Raw genomic sequence first — 17,060 nt, forward strand, 5'->3', positions numbered from 1 at the left:
GCGGTGTGCTCAGCCCGACGGCGGCCCGGGCGGGGCCCCGCCCGCCGGACTCCCCCCGGACGGGGCTCCTCCGGGCGGGGCTCCTCCGGGCGGGTTTCCTCCAGGTGGGCGTCCGCCGGGGGGCCGGCCGCGGCGGGGCATGGGGCCGGTGTCGCCGGGCAGGCGCCCCGCCTCCCGCAGCGCCCGCCGCAGCAGGAACTCGATCTGGGCGTTGGCGGACCGCAGGTCCTCCCCGGCCCACCGGGCCAGCGCCTCGTACACCGCGGGGTCCAGCCGCAGCAGCACCTGCTTGCGCTGCGGCCGGCCCTGAGGGGTCGGCCCCCCGGAGGGGACGGTCACTGGTAGAGCGTTCCGGTGTTCAGCACCGGCTGGGGCGCTCGGTCCCCGCACAGCACCACCATCAGGTTGGACACCATCGCCGCCTTCCGCTCCTCGTCCAGTTCCACGATGCCCTGCTCGGCGATCCGGCCGAGCGCGGCCTCGACCATCCCCACCGCACCGTCGACGATCTCCCGCCGGGCCGCGACCACCGCGCCCGCCTGCTGGCGCTGGAGCATGGCCGAGGCGATCTCGGGAGCGTACGCGAGGTGGGTGAAGCGGGACTCGATGATCCGCACGCCGGCCGCCTCCACGCGGGCGTGGAGCTCCACGGCCAGCTTCTCGGTGATCTCCTCGGCGTTGCCGCGCAGCGAGAGCCCGTTCTCGTCGTGCGAGTCGTAGGGGTACTCGATGGCGATGTGCCGTACGGCCGCCTCGGTCTGGGTGGAGACGAACTCCAGGAAGTCGTCCACCTCGAAGGAGGCCTGCGCGGTGTCCTTCACGTTCCACACCACGACCGCGGCGAGCTCGATCGGGTTGCCGTAGGCGTCGTTGACCTTGAGCACGGCCGTCTCGTGGTTACGGACCCGGGTGGAGATCTTCTCGCGCGAGGTGAACGGGTTCACCCAGCGCAGCCCGTCCTCGCGGATGGTGCCGCGGTAGCGGCCGAAGAGCTGCACCACGCGGGCCTCGCCCGGCGCCACCGTGTTCAGCCCGCACATGGCGAGGAACGCGGCGAGGGCGACCAGTACGCCCGTGACGATCAGCGCGGCCTTGGGGCCGGCCGCGGTCATCACGGCGCCCGCGGCGATCAACCCGCCGCCGGCCAGCAGACCGAGCAGGCCGAGAAGCAGCGCGACCCCGCCCCCCACGCTGTGCGCGGGGAACTCGTGCACGCGCGGGGCGGGCATGTCGGGCGCGTCGGCGGTGTCGACGGCGTGGGTGTGCTCGGCGGTGGCCGAAGGGTCGTGTGCGGACATGGTGGTCCCCCGTCTCTCGTCAGCAGCTGATTCAGCGATCGGCTGTCTAGCTAAGTGATATCACTTTACCCCGGGATGGCAACCCTGTGCCCGTCTCGCACGTCGAATCGATGGGGATGTTCTCCGGGTTCCGTCGTGCGGGGTGCGCATTCTCACGCCCTGCGAAGGCCGGATGGGGAGCGCGTCGCCACAGAGAGCGGTGTTAGCTTTCTGAGCTGACCTGGCCCTGCCCCGGGCACTGGTGTGACTGCCGAGTAGGAAGCGGAGCGAGCGGACTCATGGGACGAGCGGAAGAGAGACGAGCGCGACAGCGCGGTGGCCGCCGCGCGGCGCCCAGGAACCGCTCGACGGAGACGGAGTCGGTGGCGCCCCCCGCCCCCTCGGCCACCGGCGGGACCGGGGCCGCGACCGGCGGTCGCGCCGCCGCCCGCAGAGGCGCCAAGAAGAGCGCCAAGGGCGGCAGGGGGAAGGCCGGCAAGAAGGACAAGAGCCTCATACGCCGGATCTTCACCTGGAAGAAGATACTGGGCACGTTCCTCGGTCTGGCCGTCGCCGTGATCGGCGCCTTCCTCTGGCTGTACATGAGCACGCCGATCCCCAAGGGCAACCCCGACGCCGACCTGCAGAGCAACGTCTACAAGTACGGCAACGGCGCGATCCTCGCCCGCGACGGCACGGTCAACCGGGAGAACGTCGACCTCGCCTCGGTGCCCAAGCCCGTCCAGCACACCTTCGTCGCCGCAGAGAACAAGACCTTTTACACCGACGCCGGCGTCGACCTGAAGGGCACCGCCCGCGGCGTTCTCAACACGCTCATGGGCAAGGGTGCGCAGGGCGGTTCGACGATCACCCAGCAGTACGTCAAGAACTACTACCTGAGCCAGGAACAGACCGTCACCCGCAAGCTGAAGGAACTGGTCATCTCCCTCAAGCTGGACCGGGAGGAGTCCAAGGACTACATCCTGGCCGGCTACATGAACACCAGCTACTACGGCCGCGGCGCCTACGGCATCCAGGCCGCCGCCCAGGCCTACTACGGCGTCGACGCCGACAAACTGAGCGTCCAGCAGGGCGCCTACCTCGCCGCCCTGCTGCAGGCCCCCAGCCAGTACGACTGGTCTTCCGCCTCCGCCACGGGCCAGCGGCTGGTCAAAGCCCGCTGGAACTACGTCCTGGACAACATGGTCGAGCAGGACTGGCTGAAGAAGTCCGACCGCGCAGCCATGACGTTCCCGGTGCCCAAGCAGCCCAAGGCCGCCCCCGGCAAGGAGGGCCAGGTCGGCTATCTGGTCGACGCGGCCAACGCCGAACTGGCCCGCCAGCTCGTGGCCCAGGGCGCCGCCGACGATCTCGAGTCGGCCAACGCCCTGGTCAGGAAGGGTGGCTGGAACATCGAGCTGAACATCGACAAGGCCAAGCAGAAGAAGCTCGAAGAGACGGTCAAGGAGCAGCTGACCAGCAAGCTCGACAAGAAGAAGCGCAAGGTCGACGGCAACGTCCAGGCCGGCGCGGTGTCCGTGAACCCGAAGACGGGCGCGGTCGAGGCGATGTACGGCGGCGTGGGCTACACCGAACACTTCGTCAACAACGCCACCCGCACCGACTACCAGCCCGCCTCCACCTTCAAGCCGGTGATCCTCGCCGCGGCCTTCGACGAGAAGGCCAAGACGCAGAAGGGCGAGCAGATCACCGCCGACACCATCTACGACGGCACCAGCAAGCGCCCCGTCGTCGGCAGCGACATCGGCTTCGCGCCGGAGAACGAGGACGACCAGGACTACGGCGACGTCACCGTCCAGACGGCGCTGAACCAGTCGATCAACTCCGTCTTCGCGCAGATGGGCGTCGACGTCGGCATGCCCGAGGTGCTGAAGGTCGCCGGCAACCTCGGCATGGACACCAAGGACCTGAAGGCCGTACCGGCCCAGACCCTGGGCACCATGAGCGCGAGCCCCCTGCAGATGGCCGGTGTCTACGCCACCCTCGACAACCACGGCAAGAAGGTCACCCCGGCGATCATCAAGTCGGCGCAGAACAGCGCCCACCCGTCGTTCCGGCTCGCCAAGGCCGTCGGCGGCCAGGTGATCGACAGGGAGGCCGCCGACTCCGTCACCTCGGTCCTCACCGGCGTGGTCGACGACGGCACCGCCAAGAAGTCCGTGCGCGACAACCCGCTGCGCAAGGGCCAGAAGGTGGCCGGCAAGACGGGAACCTCCGACAACAACAAGTCCGCCTGGTTCACCGGCTACACCCCCGACCTGGTGACCTCCGTCGGCCTGTTCGGCGAGGACGCCAAGACCCACGCGCAGGTACCGCTGACCGGCGCGACGACTGGCCTGACCACGACCGAGGGCCGGATCAACGGCGGTGGCTTCCCCGCGCAGATCTGGGCGACGTACACCTTCGGCGTCTCCACCAAGGTCTCCAAGTTCGACCTGGAGACCGACCAGGGCGCGGCGGTCCGCACGGCGTCGCCGTCCCCGTCGGCCTCGCCGTCGCCGTCCACGTCGCCGTCCTCGTCGCCGAAGCCGTCCACGTCGCCGTCTTCGTCGCCGAAGCCGAGCACGTCGCCGTCCACGTCCCCGTCCTCGTCGCCGAAGCCGAGCACGTCGCCGTCCACGTCCACGTCCCCGTCGCCGAAGCCGGACGAACCGCCCGGAGACGGGGATCCCGCGAACCCGCTCCTGGGCCAGTAGCGCGCCAGCGCGGGAACAGCACAGAGGGGCGCCCGGAGATCTCCGGGCGCCCCTCTCGTCGTCACACCGCGGCGGACCCTCTCCGCCGGGCGAGAGGCCCTCCGCCGCCTACCCCCGGTTCAGCTCGAACCAGACGACCTTGCCGGTGCTGAGCCGTGTCGCACCCCAGCGCCGGGCCAGCCGGTTGACCAGGTAGAGACCGCGACCGCCCTCGTCGGTCGCCCGCGCCTGCCGCAGCCGCGGCAGTTGCGGCACATCGTCCCCGACCTCGCAGCGCAGCACGTCGGTGCGCAGCAGCCGCAGCGTCACCGGCCGCGAGGCGTACCGCACCGCATTGGTGACGACCTCGCTGACCAGCAGCTCCACCGAGTCGGACATGTCCTCGAGACCCCACCGGGACAGCGCCCGCCGGGCCAGCCGACGGGCCCGGCCCGGCGCCGCGTCCTCCGGCTCCAGCAGCCAGTACGCCACATCGCTCGGCGCGATCCCGTCGAAGCGGGCGGCGAGCAGCGCGATGTCGTCGTCCCGGTCACCCGGGCCGAGCATGTCGAGCACCTCGTCGCACAGCGCCTCCAGCGGCGGCGGGTGGTCGGGCCCGGTGAGCTGCGCGGTGGCCGCGAGCTTCTCCCGCAGCTGCTCTATGCCCGTCGCCACGTCCCGCAGCCGGGACTCCACCAGGCCGTCGGTGTACAGCAGCAGCGTCGCTCCGGCCGGCGCGTCCAGCTCCACCGCCTCGAAGTCGACCCCGCCGACGCCGATCGGCGCGCCCGGCGGAACCCGCAGCACCTCCGCCCGGCCGCCCAGATGCAGCAGGATGGGCGGCGGATGGCCGGCGTTGGCGATGGTGATGCGGTGCGCGACCGGGTCGTAGACGGCGTACAGACAGGTCGCCATACGGTCGGTGCCCAGCCGCTGGGCCTGCTCGTCGAGGTGGTGCAGGACCTCCTGCGGCGGCAGGTCGAGACCGGCGAGGGTCTGCGCCGTGGTGCGCAGCTGACCCATGATGGCCGCCGACGTCATGGAGTGGCCCATGACGTCGCCCACCACCAGCGCCACCCGGCTGCCGGGCAGCGGGATCGCGTCGTACCAGTCGCCGCCGACCCGCGCGGTCTCCGCCGCCGGCAGATACCGGGAGGCCAGCCGCACGCCCGTGGGACGCGGCAGGGTCTCCGGCAGCATCGTGCGCTGCAGCTCGTCGGCGATGTACGCCTCACGGTCGTACAGCACCGCCTTGTCGATGCCCAGGGCGCTGTGGGTGGCGAGCTGGGCGGCCACCAGCAGGTCGTCGGTCTCGAACGGGATGCGCTCCGGACGGCGCAGGAACACCGCGGCCCCGATCACCCGGCGACGGCCCCGCAGCGGGGCCAGGATGGCCCGCTGACCGCCCGGCACCGCCAAGGTGCTGTCCGTGCCCAGGAGTTCCGGCAGCGCGGCGCGTGCGGCCGGATGGTCGGCGAACACCGGACGCACCCCGCGCAGCACCTCCGCGAGCGCTCCGCCGGGCCGCACCTCGCACATGTCGCCGACCGAGGCCGACAGCTCCGCGGTCAGCTCCGCCGGCTCCGGGAGCGGCAGGGCCAGCGCCGCGAAACCGGTCTCCGTGTCCCGCTCCTCCGGGATCCGGTCGGTACGGCGCAGCCGCAGCATGATGCGGTCCGCCGCGGGCCGCTCGTCGCCGACCGGCAGCGGGTCGCGCAGATAGACGAGGATCGCGTCGGAGAAGGTCGGCACGGTGGCCCGGCACAGCCCCATCACGATCTCGTCCAGGTCCAGACCGCGCGCGATCCGCCGGGTGGCGGCGCCCACGAACCGCAGCCGGTCGCCCTCCCGCCGCATGGGCGTGGGCCGGCCGGGCGTCACCCCGACGCCGGCGCGCCGCTCCTGCCCGCCGGGACCGCGTTCCTGGTGTCCGTCACCGCCCGGCTGGGCCGGGATGGACTCGGGCGCCGGGCGCGGCCGGTGCGTGTCCGACTCCGCGGTCGCCGAAGGCTGGGAGTGCTCGGCGCCCGCACCCGCCTCCGCGCCGGCCGCGTCCTTGCCCGTGGCTCCCTGGCCGCCCATGTCGCCCTTTCCGCCCTTGCCGCACGTCGTCGTACCCGAGGCGTCGGGCGGTAAGGCGGACGGGCCCGGCGCGGAGGCCGGAGTATGCAGGAGTGCCCCACGGGGGTCCGTGGGGTCGACGCCCTGGGGGCGTTCGTAGGAGGTGGGCTGCTCCGTCACGCGTGTCGAATCCGTCCGTCCGGGGCTGCGCGCCGCGCACGCAGTTGGTCCCGCAGGAAACCCGATACCCGGAATACGTGCCCCCGGAACGGAATTCCCGCGTGGTCAGAGGTTGTTCCTGTGTCACCCGTGGACCGCTCACGGCCCGGGTGGCCGACGCCGAGCGTGCCGCCGGTGTTGCCCTCGTACCCCTCGCTCACGTCCTGCCGCCCCTCGGTGACGTTCGGTCAGACCCGGCGACTGCTCCGGGAGTTACTGCCAGCGTGCCTTGCGGAGGACGATCCTACGTTTGTTGCCCGGGGGCGCATCAAGGGTCTCATGTGGACATGTGCGCGGGCGTACGGTCCCAGTCCTCCGGCAGCAACGGTACGGCCCAGGACGGGTCCGGGCGCCAATGCTGCCAGCCCTCGTCGAACGGCGGCCCCCAGGCGCGGATCGTTTCCAGCGCCCTGCGGCCCGCCAGGAGCACCTGTTCGGCGACCGTCCGGTCCATCAGTCCGTCCTGCTGGGCCTGCGCGAACTCGTCCTCGTCGCGCCACCCCCAACTGTGATCGGGGTAGACGCAGATGTCCAGAAAGTGGTCCTCGGAGTCCACTCCGCCGTCCCAACGGACAAGCGGTTCCTCCAGGTTGACGTACCAGTTCTTGAACTGCCAGCCCGGCTCCCAGAAGAGCCACACCGACCAGGGCTCGCCCGGCCGGGCCAGCTTCAGCACCCCGGTGCCGAACCAGCGGTCGCGCTGCACCGTGCGCGGCTTGGTGTAGCGGGTGCGCAGCGGCTCCCGGTGCGGCGGTGTGCCGTCCGCGAGCACCGGCTTGACGCACTCGGTGCCCGGCGCGAGCCAGACCGCCAGCACCTCCGCGTCGTCGCGCACCACGGTGACCGGACGGGCGATGTGGAAGCCCGCGCCGCCGTTCTCCCGGTAGCGCCACAGGATCCGGTCCCCGGGCGCCCAGAAGGCCGCCGCATCGCCCGTTCCCACGCGTCTCACCGCTTCACCTTCTGCCATGCGGAGATATTAGGTGCCATGGCCATATGACGCTGCGGCGCGTGACACGGTTCTCACGCCGGGGCGCGAAAGGTCACGGGCGTGTCATCCGCAGGACATCCAGGGCCTCGTCGAGCTGCTGGACCGTCAGGTCGCCGCGTTCCACGTAGCCGGCCGCGAGGACCGTCTCGCGGATCGTCCTGCGCTCCGCCAGTGCCTTCTTGGCCACCTTCGCGGCCTCCTCGTACCCGATGTACTTGTTCAGCGGGGTGACGACGGAGGGCGAGGACTCGGCGTACTCGCGGGCGCGTTCGCGGTGGGCGACGATCCCGTCGACGGTGCGGTCGGCGAGCAGCCGCGAAACGTTGGCGAGCAGCCGGATCGACTCCAGCACGTTCTTCGCGATCACCGGCAGCATGACGTTCAGCTCGAAATTGCCCGCCGCGCCCGATGTGGCCACCGTCGCGTCGTTGCCGACGACCTGCGCGGCGACCATGAGGACGGCCTCCGGGATCACCGGGTTGACCTTGCCGGGCATGATCGAGGACCCGGGCTGGAGATCGGGGAGGCTGATCTCGGCCAGTCCGGTGCGCGGCCCGGAGGCCATCCACCGCAGATCGTTGGCGATCTTCGTGAGGCCCACCGCGACGGTCCGCAGCTGCCCGCTGGTCTCGACGATCCCGTCCCGCGCGCCCTGGGCCTCGAAGTGGTCGCGCGCCTCGGTCAGCGGCAGCCCGGTGCTCCGGGCGACCTCCTCGATGACGGCGGCGGAGAAACCGGGCGGCGTGTTGATGCCGGTGCCGACGGCCGTGCCGCCCAGCGGGAGCTCGGCGAGCCGGGGGAGGGAGGCGGTGAGCCGCTCGACGCCGTACCGCACCTGGGCGGCGTACCCGCCGAACTCCTGGCCGAGGGTCACGGGCGTGGCGTCCATGAGATGGGTCCGCCCCGACTTCACGACGTCGGCGAACTCCTCCGCCTTGCGGCCGAGAGCGTCGGCCAGGTGCTCCAGGGCGGGGATCAGATCACGCGTGACGGCGGCGGTGGCGGCGATGTGGATCGAGGACGGGAAGACGTCGTTGGAGGACTGCGAGGCGTTGACGTGGTCGTTGGGGTGCACCTCGCGGCCCAGCCGCTCGCCGGCCAGGGTGGCGAGCACCTCGTTGGCGTTCATGTTGGACGAGGTGCCGGAGCCCGTCTGGAACACGTCCACGGGGAAGTGCTCGTCCCACTTCCCTTCGGCCACCTCGCGGGCCGCCTCCTGGATCGCCTCGGCGATGTCCTTGTCGAGCACCCCGAGCCCGGCGTTGACCTTCGCCGCCGCCCCCTTGATCCGGGCGAGCGCCTCGATGTGCGCCCGCTCGAGGCGCTGCCCGGAGACGGGGAAGTTCTCGACGGCACGCTGGGTCTGCGCCCGCCACTTGGCCTCGGCGGGCACCCGGACCTCGCCCATGGAGTCGTGCTCGATGCGGTAGTCGCTCATGACCGGTACAGCGTGCGGGGCGCCCCGCTTGTTCCTGGCACGGGGCCGTTCGGGCCACCGCGCCGGGAACGGGCGGAGGCGTACCGGTGCGTCCGTGCGCCGGTACGCCGCGCCGTCAGCCCAGCCCCGGCCCCCGTACCGGGATCGACGTGAACGTCGGCGAGGGGGCGGGGTCCTTGAAGAAGTCGTTGCCCTTGTCGTCGACGACGACGAACGCCGGGAAGTCCTCGACCTCGATCTTCCAGACGGCCTCCATGCCGAGCTCCTCGTACTCGACGACCTCGACCTTCTTGATGCAGTCCTGCGCGAGGCGTGCGGCCGGGCCGCCGATCGAGCCGAGGTAGAAACCGCCGTGGCTGCCGCAGGCGTCGGTGACCTGCTGCGAGCGGTTGCCCTTGGCCAGCATCACCTTGGAGCCGCCCGCCGCCTGGAACTGCTCGACGTAGGAGTCCATGCGGCCGGCCGTGGTCGGGCCGAACGAGCCGGACGCGTACCCCTCGGGGGTCTTCGCGGGACCGGCGTAGTACACCGGGTGGTCCTTGAGGTACTGGGGCATCTCCTCGCCCGCGTCCAGCCGCTCCTTGATCTTGGCGTGCGCGATGTCGCGGGCCACCACCAGCGGACCGGACAGCGACAGGCGGGTCTTCACCGGATGCTTCGTCAGCTCGGCCAGGATGGCGTCCATCGGCTGGTTCAGGTCGATCCGCACGACGTCACCGGCGTCGTCCAGGTGCTCGTCCGTGGTGTCGGGCAGGAACCGCGCCGGGTCGGTCTCGAGCTGCTCGAGGAAGACGCCCTCGGCGGTGATCTTCGCGACGGCCTGGCGGTCGGCCGAGCAGGACACGGCGATCGCGACGGGGCAGGAGGCGCCGTGCCGCGGCAGACGGACCACCCGCACGTCGTGGCAGAAGTACTTGCCGCCGAACTGCGCGCCGATGCCGATGCGCTGCGTCAGCTCGAAGACCTTCTCCTCCAGCTCCTTGTCCCGGAAGCCGTGGCCGAGCGCGGAGCCCTCGGCCGGGATCTCGTCCAGGTAGTGCGCGGAGGCGTACTTGGCGGTCTTCAGCGCGTACTCGGCGGAGGTGCCGCCGACGACGATCGCCAGGTGGTACGGCGGGCAGGCGGCCGTGCCCAGCGAACGGATCTTCTCCTCCAGGAACTTCATCATGGAGGCCTCGTTCAGGACGGCCTTGGTCTCCTGGTAGAGGAAGCTCTTGTTGGCGGAGCCGCCGCCCTTGGCCATGAACAGGAACTTGTAGGCGCCGCCGTCGGTCGCGTACAGCTCGATCTGGGCCGGGAGGTTGGAGCCGGTGTTCTTCTCCTCCCACATGGTGAGCGGAGCCATCTGCGAATAGCGCAGGTTGAGGTTCAGGTAGGCGTCGTAGATGCCGCGGCTCAGCGCCGCCTCGTCGCCGCCCTCGGTGAGGACGTTCTGCCCGCGCTTGCCCATGACGATCGCGGTGCCGGTGTCCTGGCACATCGGCAGCACGCCGGCGGCCGCGATGTTCGCGTTCTTCAGCAGGTCCAGCGCGACGAACTTGTCGTTGGCGGAGGCCTCGGGGTCGTCGATGATCCGGCGCAGCTGCGCGAGGTGCGCGGGACGCAGGTAGTGCTGGATGTCGTGGATCGCCTCGGCGGCGAGCTTGCGCAGCGCCTCCGGCTCCACCTTGAGGAAGGTCCGCCCGTCGGCCTCGAAGGTGGAGACACCTTCGGAGGTCACCAGCCGGTACGGGGTGGTGTCCTCTCCCTGGGGGAGCAGATCGGTGTACGCGAACTCAGGCATCGGTGCCCATTCCTCACTCGACAGACGGCGACCGCCTCCATTGGCGGGCGCCCACCAGCGTAGGACCTGCCCCCGACGGCGAGCCTGTGAGGTAGGGCTCAGTGGCCGTCGCGGGCCCGGCGGCGGCCGGGGGTATCGCGATCTATCGTGTGTCGGTACGCTGCTGTCGTGGACCTTCAGAAGCAGACCGCCGCCGCCATGCCGGCCGCCGCGCTGCGCGCCTCGGACGCCGACCGGGACCGTATCGCCGACATGCTCCGCGAGGCCCTCGCGGAGGGCCGGCTGACCGCCGACGAGCACGCCGAACGCGTCGAGGGCGTGCTGGCCGCCAAGACGGTCGGCGAGCTGCAGGCGTTCGTCCGGGACCTGCCCGCCGCCCACGAGCGGCGCGCCGCGCCCGCCGCCGCCCCCGACCGGCCGGCGGCGGGCGCGATCCCCGCCGACCCCGACGACAACGTGGTCGCGGTCTTCAGCAGCGCCGTCCGCCGGGGCCGCTGGCGCGCCGGCCGCCGCATCCACGCGTACGCCGTCTTCGGCACCGTCGAGATCGACCTCACCGAGGCGCTCTTCGAGTACCAGCAGGTGGTGATCAAGGCGTTCTCGGTCTTCGGCAACGTGGAGGTCCGCGTCCCGGAGAACGTCTCGCTGCGCGGCACCGGCGGCGCTGTCCTCGGCAACTTCGAGGTGGACGCGCTCGACTCCCCGCAGCCCGACGCCCCGGTGGTGTACGTCGACGGCTGGGCGGTGCTGGGCAACATCGAGGGACGGCCGAAGCGGGGCAAGCTCGTGGCGGACATCCTCGACCGGGTCCACGACAAGGTGGACCGGAGTCTGCGCAGACATCTGGACCGTTGACGGTCGTCGGACGGCGCGGGCGGTCCCCGGCGGCGGTGGTCCGGAACTCAGTGCATAGGCACGCGCACAGCGGGTAGGCCTGCTGCATCGTCTCTCGCTCGCGAAGCCGTCGTCAGGAGAAGACCCGTGCTGCAACCGCCGCATTCGCCCCTGCAGGTCGCCGCCGTCCCGGCCCGGCGGGTGCCAGGGCGCGACAGGGACCAGGACGACCCCTGGCACACCGACGCGGTGTGCCGGCGCGACGAGGCGGGCCTGTTCTTCGCGCCCTCCAAGGAGCCCACGGCCGCCCGCCTCTCCCGGGAGGAAGCCGCGAAACGGGTGTGCGCGCGTTGTCCCGTCATGGTCGAGTGCCGCGAGCACGCGCTGCTGCAGCCCGAGCCCTACGGCGTCTGGGGCGGTCTGACCGCCGCCGAGCGCCGGGTGGTCCTCGCCCGGCGGCGCCGCCGTGACGTGGAACTGCAGAAGACGGTGCGCGGGGCGGACCGCATAGCCCAGGCGGGATGAACGAAGGGCGCCCCCTCCGCACCGGGGGCGCCCTCCTCGGCTGCTTTCCGGCCCCGCCGGGCCGGGGGCCTACTTGGCCCGGTCGAAGTCGACCGCGCTGTAGGCCCGCAGCTTGCTCAGCCGGTGCTCGGAGTCGATCCGCCGGACCGTCCCGGACTTCGACCGCATCACGATCGAGTCGGTGGTCGCGGTCTCCGAGCGGTACCGGACGCCCCGCAGCAGTTCGCCGTCGGTGATGCCGGTGGCGACGAAGAACACGTTCTCGCCGGTCACCAGGTCCTCGGTGGTCAGCACCCGGTCGAGGTCGTGCCCGGCGTCGATCGCCCGCTGCCGCTCCTCGTCGTCCTTGGGCCACAGCTTGCCCTGGATGACGCCGCCCAGGCACTTCACGGCGCAGGCCGAGATGATGCCCTCGGGGGTGCCGCCGATGCCGAGCAGCAGGTCGACGCCGGTGCCCTCGCGCAGCGCGAGGATCGAGCCGGCCACGTCGCCGTCGGAGATCAGCTTGATGCGCGCCCCGGTCGCCCGGATCTCCTCGATGATGCCCTCGTGCCGCGGCCGGTCCAGGATGACGACGGTGACGTCCTCCGGCGTGGCCCGCTTGGCCTTGGCGACCCGGCGGATGTTGACCTCGACGGGCGCGTCGATATCGACGAACTCGGCGGCCTCGGGGCCGGTGACCAGCTTGTCCATGTAGAACACGGCGGACGGGTCGAACATCGCGCCGCGTTCGGTGGCGGCGAGGACGGCGATCGCGTTCGGCATGCCCTTCGCGGTCAGCGTGGTGCCGTCGATGGGGTCGACCGCGATGTCGACCTCGGGACCGGTCTGGTCGCCGACGCGCTCGCCGTTGAAGAGCATCGGGGCTTCGTCCTTCTCGCCCTCGCCGATGACGACCACGCCGTTCATCGACACGGTGGAGACGAGGGTCCGCATCGCGCGCACCGCGGCGCCGTCGGCGCCGTTCTTGTCCCCGCGTCCCACCCAGCGGCCGGCGGCCATCGCGGCCGCTTCGGTCACCCGGACGAGCTCCAGGGCGAGGTTGCGGTCCGGGGCCTCGGAGGGGACATCGAGTTCGGACGGCAAGTGATGATGCTCGGTCATCGGAGCGCACCTTTCTGACTGATACGACGACGGCCGGATGAGGGTTCGATCCCCGACTCTATCGTCAGTCCGACAAAATGAGCAGGGGACCCCACGGATGAGCGCGCCGGGCACCTGCGACGATAGGGGGCGTGGCAGGTTCGAACGGCAGACAGAAGACGGCCCGGGACATGATCCTCTCCCTGGGGCTCATCATGATCGCGGCGTGGGTGATCTATCTCTTCATCCCCCACGACGACCGCGCTCCCGACGTCAAGCGGGTCGACTACCGCGTCGAACTCCTCACGGCGCGCCGCGCGGCGTCGTACCCGGTGGCCGCGCCCGAGGGCCTGCCGAGCACCTGGAAGGCCACCTCGGTGCGCTTCCGGGGCGACGAGTTCGACGCCTGGCACCTGGGTTTTCACACTCCCGACGGGGAGTACGTGACCATCGAGCAGTCCACGCAGCGGCGCTCGCAGTTCATCGACGAGGCCAGTCAGGGCGCGACCGAGACCAAGGTCACCGAGCGGATCGGCGGGCGCACCTGGATCCGCTACACCGGCGGCCGCTACGACGCCCTCGTGCTGAAGGACGCCGGCGGCTCCACCACGGTGGTCGCGGGCACGGCCGGTTTCGGCCCGCTCTCGACGATGGCGGGCGCGCTGAAGCTGGCGTGAGCGCCCGGCGCATGCGAGGAGGGCCCCCGGCGACGCCGGGGGCCCTCCTCGCATGTCAGCGGTCTCAGACGGTGGTGACGACCTCGTCGTAGGCCAGGCGCGGGGAGCGCGGGTACCAGGCGGCCTCGCCCGGCTTGCCGATGTTGACGGCCATCAGCGGGGTGTGGTCGTCGTCGAGGAACTCCTTGCGGACGCCCTCGAGGTCCACGCCGGTCATCGGGCCGGCGGCGAGGCCGGCGGCGCGGACGCCGATGATGAAGTACGCGGCCTGGAGGGCGGCGTTCAGGGCGGCGGCGCCCTCACGGGCCGGGCGCTCGCTGAAGAACAGTTCCTTGGCCTGCGGGAAGGCCGGGAACAGGGTGGGCAGCTCCTCGTGGAACTCGTTGTCCGCGGAGAGGATCGCGACCAGCGGGGCGGTGGCGGTCTTGGCCTGGTTGCCCTCGGCCATGTGCCGCACCAGGCGCTCACGGGCCTCGGGGGAGCGGACCAGGGTGACGCGCAGCGGGGTCTGGTTGAACGCCGTCGGGCCGTACTTGACGAGGTCGTAGATCGCCTGGACCTGTTCGTCGGTCACCGGCTCGTCGGTGAAGGTGTTCGCGGTGCGAGCCTCGCGGAACAGCAGGTCCTGGGCAGCGGCGTCAAGAACGAGAGACATGCGGGGGCTTCCTTCTGGTGGCGTCCGGATCCGGTACCGGACCGTGGTCCGGATCGGCTGACGGAAGCGACAGTACGCGAGGGAAGTTCAACCTTCAACAAAAACGGGTGCGGGGTGATCCGCTTCACATCAGCCGCACAGCCACCCGCGCCCCGGGGCCGATCCCCCGGCGGGCTCACTCCTCCTGCGGGGCCCCCTCCTCCTCGGCGAGCGCCGCGTCCAGCCGCTCCCGGGCGCCCTCCAGCCAGCGCCGACACACCTTGGCCAGCTCCTCCCCGCGCTCCCAGAGGGCGAGGGACTCCTCCAGCGTCGTGCCCCCCGCCTCCAGGCGCCGTACGACCTCGATCAGCTCGTCGCGGGCCTGCTCGTACCCGAGTGCCTCGTCCGTCGTGCTCGTCATGTCCCTGTGTTCCTACTCGTCGACTCGAACGGTGAACTCGCCCCCGGCCACCCGCGCGCGCAGCGCCTCGCCCGCCGCCGCCTCGCCCGGGTCCCGCACCACGTGCCCGTCGGCCTTCTGCAGCACCGCGTACCCCCGCTTCAGCGTCGCGGCCGGCGAGAGAGCCACCACGCGCGCGTGCGTGTGACCCAACTCGGAGTCCGCGCGGTCGAGGAGGTGGCCGAGCGTGCGCCGGGCGCGGTCGGCGAGCGAGGCCACGTGATCGGCCCGCTCGTCGATCATCCGGTGCGGATCCTGTATCGCGGGCCGCGCCAGCGCGTGGGCCAGCCCGCGCTCCTCCCGCTCCAGATACGCCTGCACGCAGCGCCGCGCCCGCCCGCGCAGCATCCGCACCCGCTCCAGCTCCTCGCCGACGTCCGGCACCACCTTCTTCGCGGCGTCGGTCGGCGTCGAGGCACGCAGGTCGGCCACATGGTCCAGCAGCGGGTTGTCCGGCTCGTGCCCGATCGCCGAGACGACCGGCGTACGGCAGGCGGCGACCGCCCGGACCAACTGCTCGTCGGAGAACGGCAGCAGGTCCTCGACGCTGCCGCCGCCCCGCGCGACGACGATCACGTCCACCTCCTCCAGCGCGTCCAGCTCCTTGACGGCCTGGACGACCTGCGTCACGGCGTGGACGCCCTGGACGGCGACGTTGCGCACCTCGAAGCGGACCGCGGGCCAGCGGTGCCGGGCGTTCTCCAGGACGTCCCGCTCGGCGGCGGAGGCCCGGCCGCACACGAGGCCGACCAGCTGCGGCAGGAACGGCAGCGGCTTCTTGCGCGCCGGGGCGAACAATCCCTCCGCCGCCAGGGACTTCTTCAGCTGCTCCAGCCGCGCCAGCAGCTCGCCGACGCCGACCGGCTTGATCTCCACGGCACGCAGCGACAGCTGCCCGCGCGGCGCGTACCACTCCGGCTTCGCGTGGACGACGACCCGCGCGCCCTCGCCCACGACGTCCGCGACCGCGTCGAAGACCTGGCGGTAGCAGGTCACACCCACGGAGATGTCGTGCGAGGGGTCCCGCAGGGTCAGGAAGACGACCCCGGCGCCCGGACGCCGGGACAACTGGGTGATCTGCCCCTCGACCCACACCGCGCCGAGCCGGTCGATCCAGCCTCCGATGAGCCGCGACACCTGACCGACGGGCAGCGGGGCGTCCGCGGACGTGTTCACAGCCATGCCGACGAGAGTATCGGCCACGACCGACAACCCGGTCCGAGCGCCGGGTTGCGGGCGGCGGCGGACCCCGGCGCACGCCGGCGGCCGCCGGGCACGGCCTTACGATGGGACCCATGACTGCTTCGCCTGGCCGCCGCCGTGTCCTGCTCGCCGCTCCCCGGGGCTACTGCGCGGGCGTCGACCGTGCCGTGATCGCCGTGGAGAAGGCCCTGGAGCAGTACGGGGCCCCGGTCTACGTCCGGCACGAGATCGTCCACAACAAGTACGTGGTGCAGACCCTGGAGAAGAAGGGCGCGATCTTCGTCGAGCGGACGGAGGAGGTGCCGCCGGGCAACATCGTGATGTTCTCGGCCCACGGCGTCGCCCCCGTCGTCCACGAGGAGGCCGCGCGCGGGCGCCTCGCCACCATCGACGCGACCTGCCCGCTGGTCACCAAGGTCCACAAGGAAGCGGTCCGCTTCGCCCAGGAGGACTACGACATCCTCCTGATCGGGCACGAGGGCCACGAGGAGGTCATCGGCACCTCCGGCGAGGCCCCGGACCACATCCAGCTGGTCGACGGCCCCGCGGACGTCGCCAAGGTCGAGGTCCGCGACCCGTCGAAGATCGTGTGGCTCTCCCAGACCACCCTCTCCGTCGACGAGACGATGGAGACGGTCGACGCCCTGAAGGAGAAGTTCCCGCAGCTCGTCTCCCCGCCCAGCGACGACATCTGCTACGCCACGCAGAACCGTCAGCTCGCGGTGAAGCAGATGGGCGCGGAGGCGGAACTGGTCATCGTGGTCGGCTCCCGCAACTCCTCCAACTCCAAGCGTCTGGTCGAGGTCGCGAAGCTCGCCGGTTCCCGCGAGGCCTACCTGGTGGACTTCGCGAGCGAGATCGACGAGGCCTGGCTGGACGGCGTGACGACGGTGGGCGTCACCTCCGGCGCCTCCGTCCCCGAGGTCCTCGTCGAGGAGGTGCTGGCCTGGCTCACCGAGCGCGGCTACGGGGACGTCGAGCTCGTCAAGGCCGCGGAGGAGCACATCACCTTCTCGCTGCCCAAGGAGCTCCGCCGCGACCTGCGTGAGGAGGCGGCGGCGCTGGCGGCCGGTCGCGGCGGGAGCGGCACGGCGTCCTCCCGTACGGCACCCGGTACGGCCTCCGGTGCTGCGGGCACCTCGGCCGAGTGACGGTCCGTCGGCCGTCGTAACGTAGGGC

At 71.6% G+C, this 17,060-nt stretch carries 15 protein-coding genes; 5 read left to right on the forward strand and 10 right to left on the reverse strand.

The window, feature by feature from the left end:
• Window positions 1–9: 9 nt before the first annotated feature.
• Both QF032_RS25235 and QF032_RS25240 read right to left on the reverse strand, forming a co-directional pair.
• Window positions 10–339 carry a hypothetical protein gene (locus QF032_RS25235; RefSeq protein WP_307045594.1) on the reverse strand — a complete coding sequence of 110 codons (330 nt, stop codon included), beginning with the start codon at window positions 337–339 and terminating at the stop codon, window positions 10–12.
• The gene (locus QF032_RS25240) at window positions 336–1,298 is read right to left on the reverse strand and encodes an SPFH domain-containing protein (protein WP_307045595.1); all 963 of its coding nucleotides are present in this window, start codon (window positions 1,296–1,298) and stop codon (window positions 336–338) included. Before QF032_RS25240 ends, QF032_RS25235 begins: the two co-directional genes overlap by 4 nt.
• A 278-nt stretch (window positions 1,299–1,576) precedes the next feature.
• On the opposite strand from QF032_RS25240, the gene QF032_RS25245 reads away from it, so the two are divergent.
• Window positions 1,577–3,994, forward strand: a complete 2,418-nt coding sequence (locus tag QF032_RS25245) for a transglycosylase domain-containing protein (RefSeq protein WP_307057587.1) — start codon at window positions 1,577–1,579, stop codon at window positions 3,992–3,994.
• A gap of 108 nt (window positions 3,995–4,102) precedes the next feature.
• Here the strand turns inward: QF032_RS25245 and QF032_RS25250 are convergent, their stop codons facing one another.
• From QF032_RS25250 to QF032_RS25265, 4 genes are all read right to left on the reverse strand, one after another.
• On the reverse strand, window positions 4,103–6,214 hold the full coding sequence (locus QF032_RS25250) for an ATP-binding SpoIIE family protein phosphatase (protein ID WP_307057589.1): 2,112 nt from the start codon (window positions 6,212–6,214) through the stop codon (window positions 4,103–4,105).
• 316 nt (window positions 6,215–6,530) lie between these two features.
• Window positions 6,531–7,223, reverse strand: coding sequence for a cytidylyl-2-hydroxypropylphosphonate hydrolase (gene fomD, locus QF032_RS25255; RefSeq protein WP_307045599.1), 693 nt, complete (start codon window positions 7,221–7,223; stop codon window positions 6,531–6,533).
• 73 nt (window positions 7,224–7,296) lie between these two features.
• A complete protein-coding gene (locus QF032_RS25260; RefSeq protein ID WP_306949512.1) occupies window positions 7,297–8,682 on the reverse strand; it encodes a class II fumarate hydratase in 1,386 nt (461 codons plus the stop codon).
• Between the two features lie 115 nt (window positions 8,683–8,797).
• Complete coding sequence (locus tag QF032_RS25265) at window positions 8,798–10,465, reverse strand: fumarate hydratase (RefSeq protein ID WP_307057591.1); 1,668 nt, start codon at window positions 10,463–10,465, stop codon at window positions 8,798–8,800.
• A 168-nt stretch (window positions 10,466–10,633) separates the two neighbouring features.
• Here QF032_RS25265 and QF032_RS25270 point away from each other — a divergent pair, with 168 nt between their 5' ends.
• Entirely contained in the window at window positions 10,634–11,320 is a 687-nt protein-coding gene (locus QF032_RS25270) for a DUF1707 SHOCT-like domain-containing protein (protein WP_373430378.1), read from the forward strand.
• A gap of 126 nt (window positions 11,321–11,446) precedes the next feature.
• The gene (locus tag QF032_RS25275; protein WP_307045603.1) at window positions 11,447–11,824 is read left to right on the forward strand and encodes a WhiB family transcriptional regulator; all 378 of its coding nucleotides are present in this window, start codon (window positions 11,447–11,449) and stop codon (window positions 11,822–11,824) included.
• A gap of 69 nt (window positions 11,825–11,893) precedes the next feature.
• On the opposite strand, the gene glpX is transcribed toward QF032_RS25275, so the two are convergent.
• Complete coding sequence (gene glpX, locus QF032_RS25280) at window positions 11,894–12,928, reverse strand: class II fructose-bisphosphatase (RefSeq protein WP_307045604.1); 1,035 nt, start codon at window positions 12,926–12,928, stop codon at window positions 11,894–11,896.
• A 131-nt stretch (window positions 12,929–13,059) separates the two neighbouring features.
• On the opposite strand from glpX, the gene QF032_RS25285 reads away from it, so the two are divergent.
• A complete protein-coding gene (locus QF032_RS25285; RefSeq protein ID WP_307045606.1) occupies window positions 13,060–13,584 on the forward strand; it encodes a DUF4245 domain-containing protein in 525 nt (174 codons plus the stop codon).
• 64 nt (window positions 13,585–13,648) lie between these two features.
• Here QF032_RS25285 and QF032_RS25290 read toward each other — a convergent pair whose 3' ends face one another.
• The 3 genes from QF032_RS25290 to xseA all read right to left on the reverse strand — a co-directional run bounded on the left by QF032_RS25290 (window position 13,649) and on the right by xseA (window position 15,860).
• Window positions 13,649–14,239, reverse strand: a complete 591-nt coding sequence (locus tag QF032_RS25290; protein ID WP_307057593.1) for a malonic semialdehyde reductase — start codon at window positions 14,237–14,239, stop codon at window positions 13,649–13,651.
• 175 nt (window positions 14,240–14,414) lie between these two features.
• The gene (locus QF032_RS25295; protein ID WP_307045607.1) at window positions 14,415–14,639 is read right to left on the reverse strand and encodes an exodeoxyribonuclease VII small subunit; all 225 of its coding nucleotides are present in this window, start codon (window positions 14,637–14,639) and stop codon (window positions 14,415–14,417) included.
• A gap of 12 nt (window positions 14,640–14,651) precedes the next feature.
• Window positions 14,652–15,860, reverse strand: coding sequence for an exodeoxyribonuclease VII large subunit (gene xseA / locus QF032_RS25300; RefSeq protein ID WP_306949505.1), 1,209 nt, complete (start codon window positions 15,858–15,860; stop codon window positions 14,652–14,654).
• A gap of 104 nt (window positions 15,861–15,964) precedes the next feature.
• On the opposite strand from xseA, the gene QF032_RS25305 reads away from it, so the two are divergent.
• Window positions 15,965–17,032, forward strand: coding sequence for a 4-hydroxy-3-methylbut-2-enyl diphosphate reductase (locus QF032_RS25305; protein ID WP_307045609.1), 1,068 nt, complete (start codon window positions 15,965–15,967; stop codon window positions 17,030–17,032).
• The last annotated feature ends 28 nt before the right edge of the window (window positions 17,033–17,060 follow it).

It is taken from the genome of Streptomyces achromogenes (genome assembly GCF_030816715.1).
GTDB classification, from domain to species: Bacteria; Actinomycetota; Actinomycetes; order Streptomycetales; family Streptomycetaceae; genus Streptomyces; species Streptomyces achromogenes_A.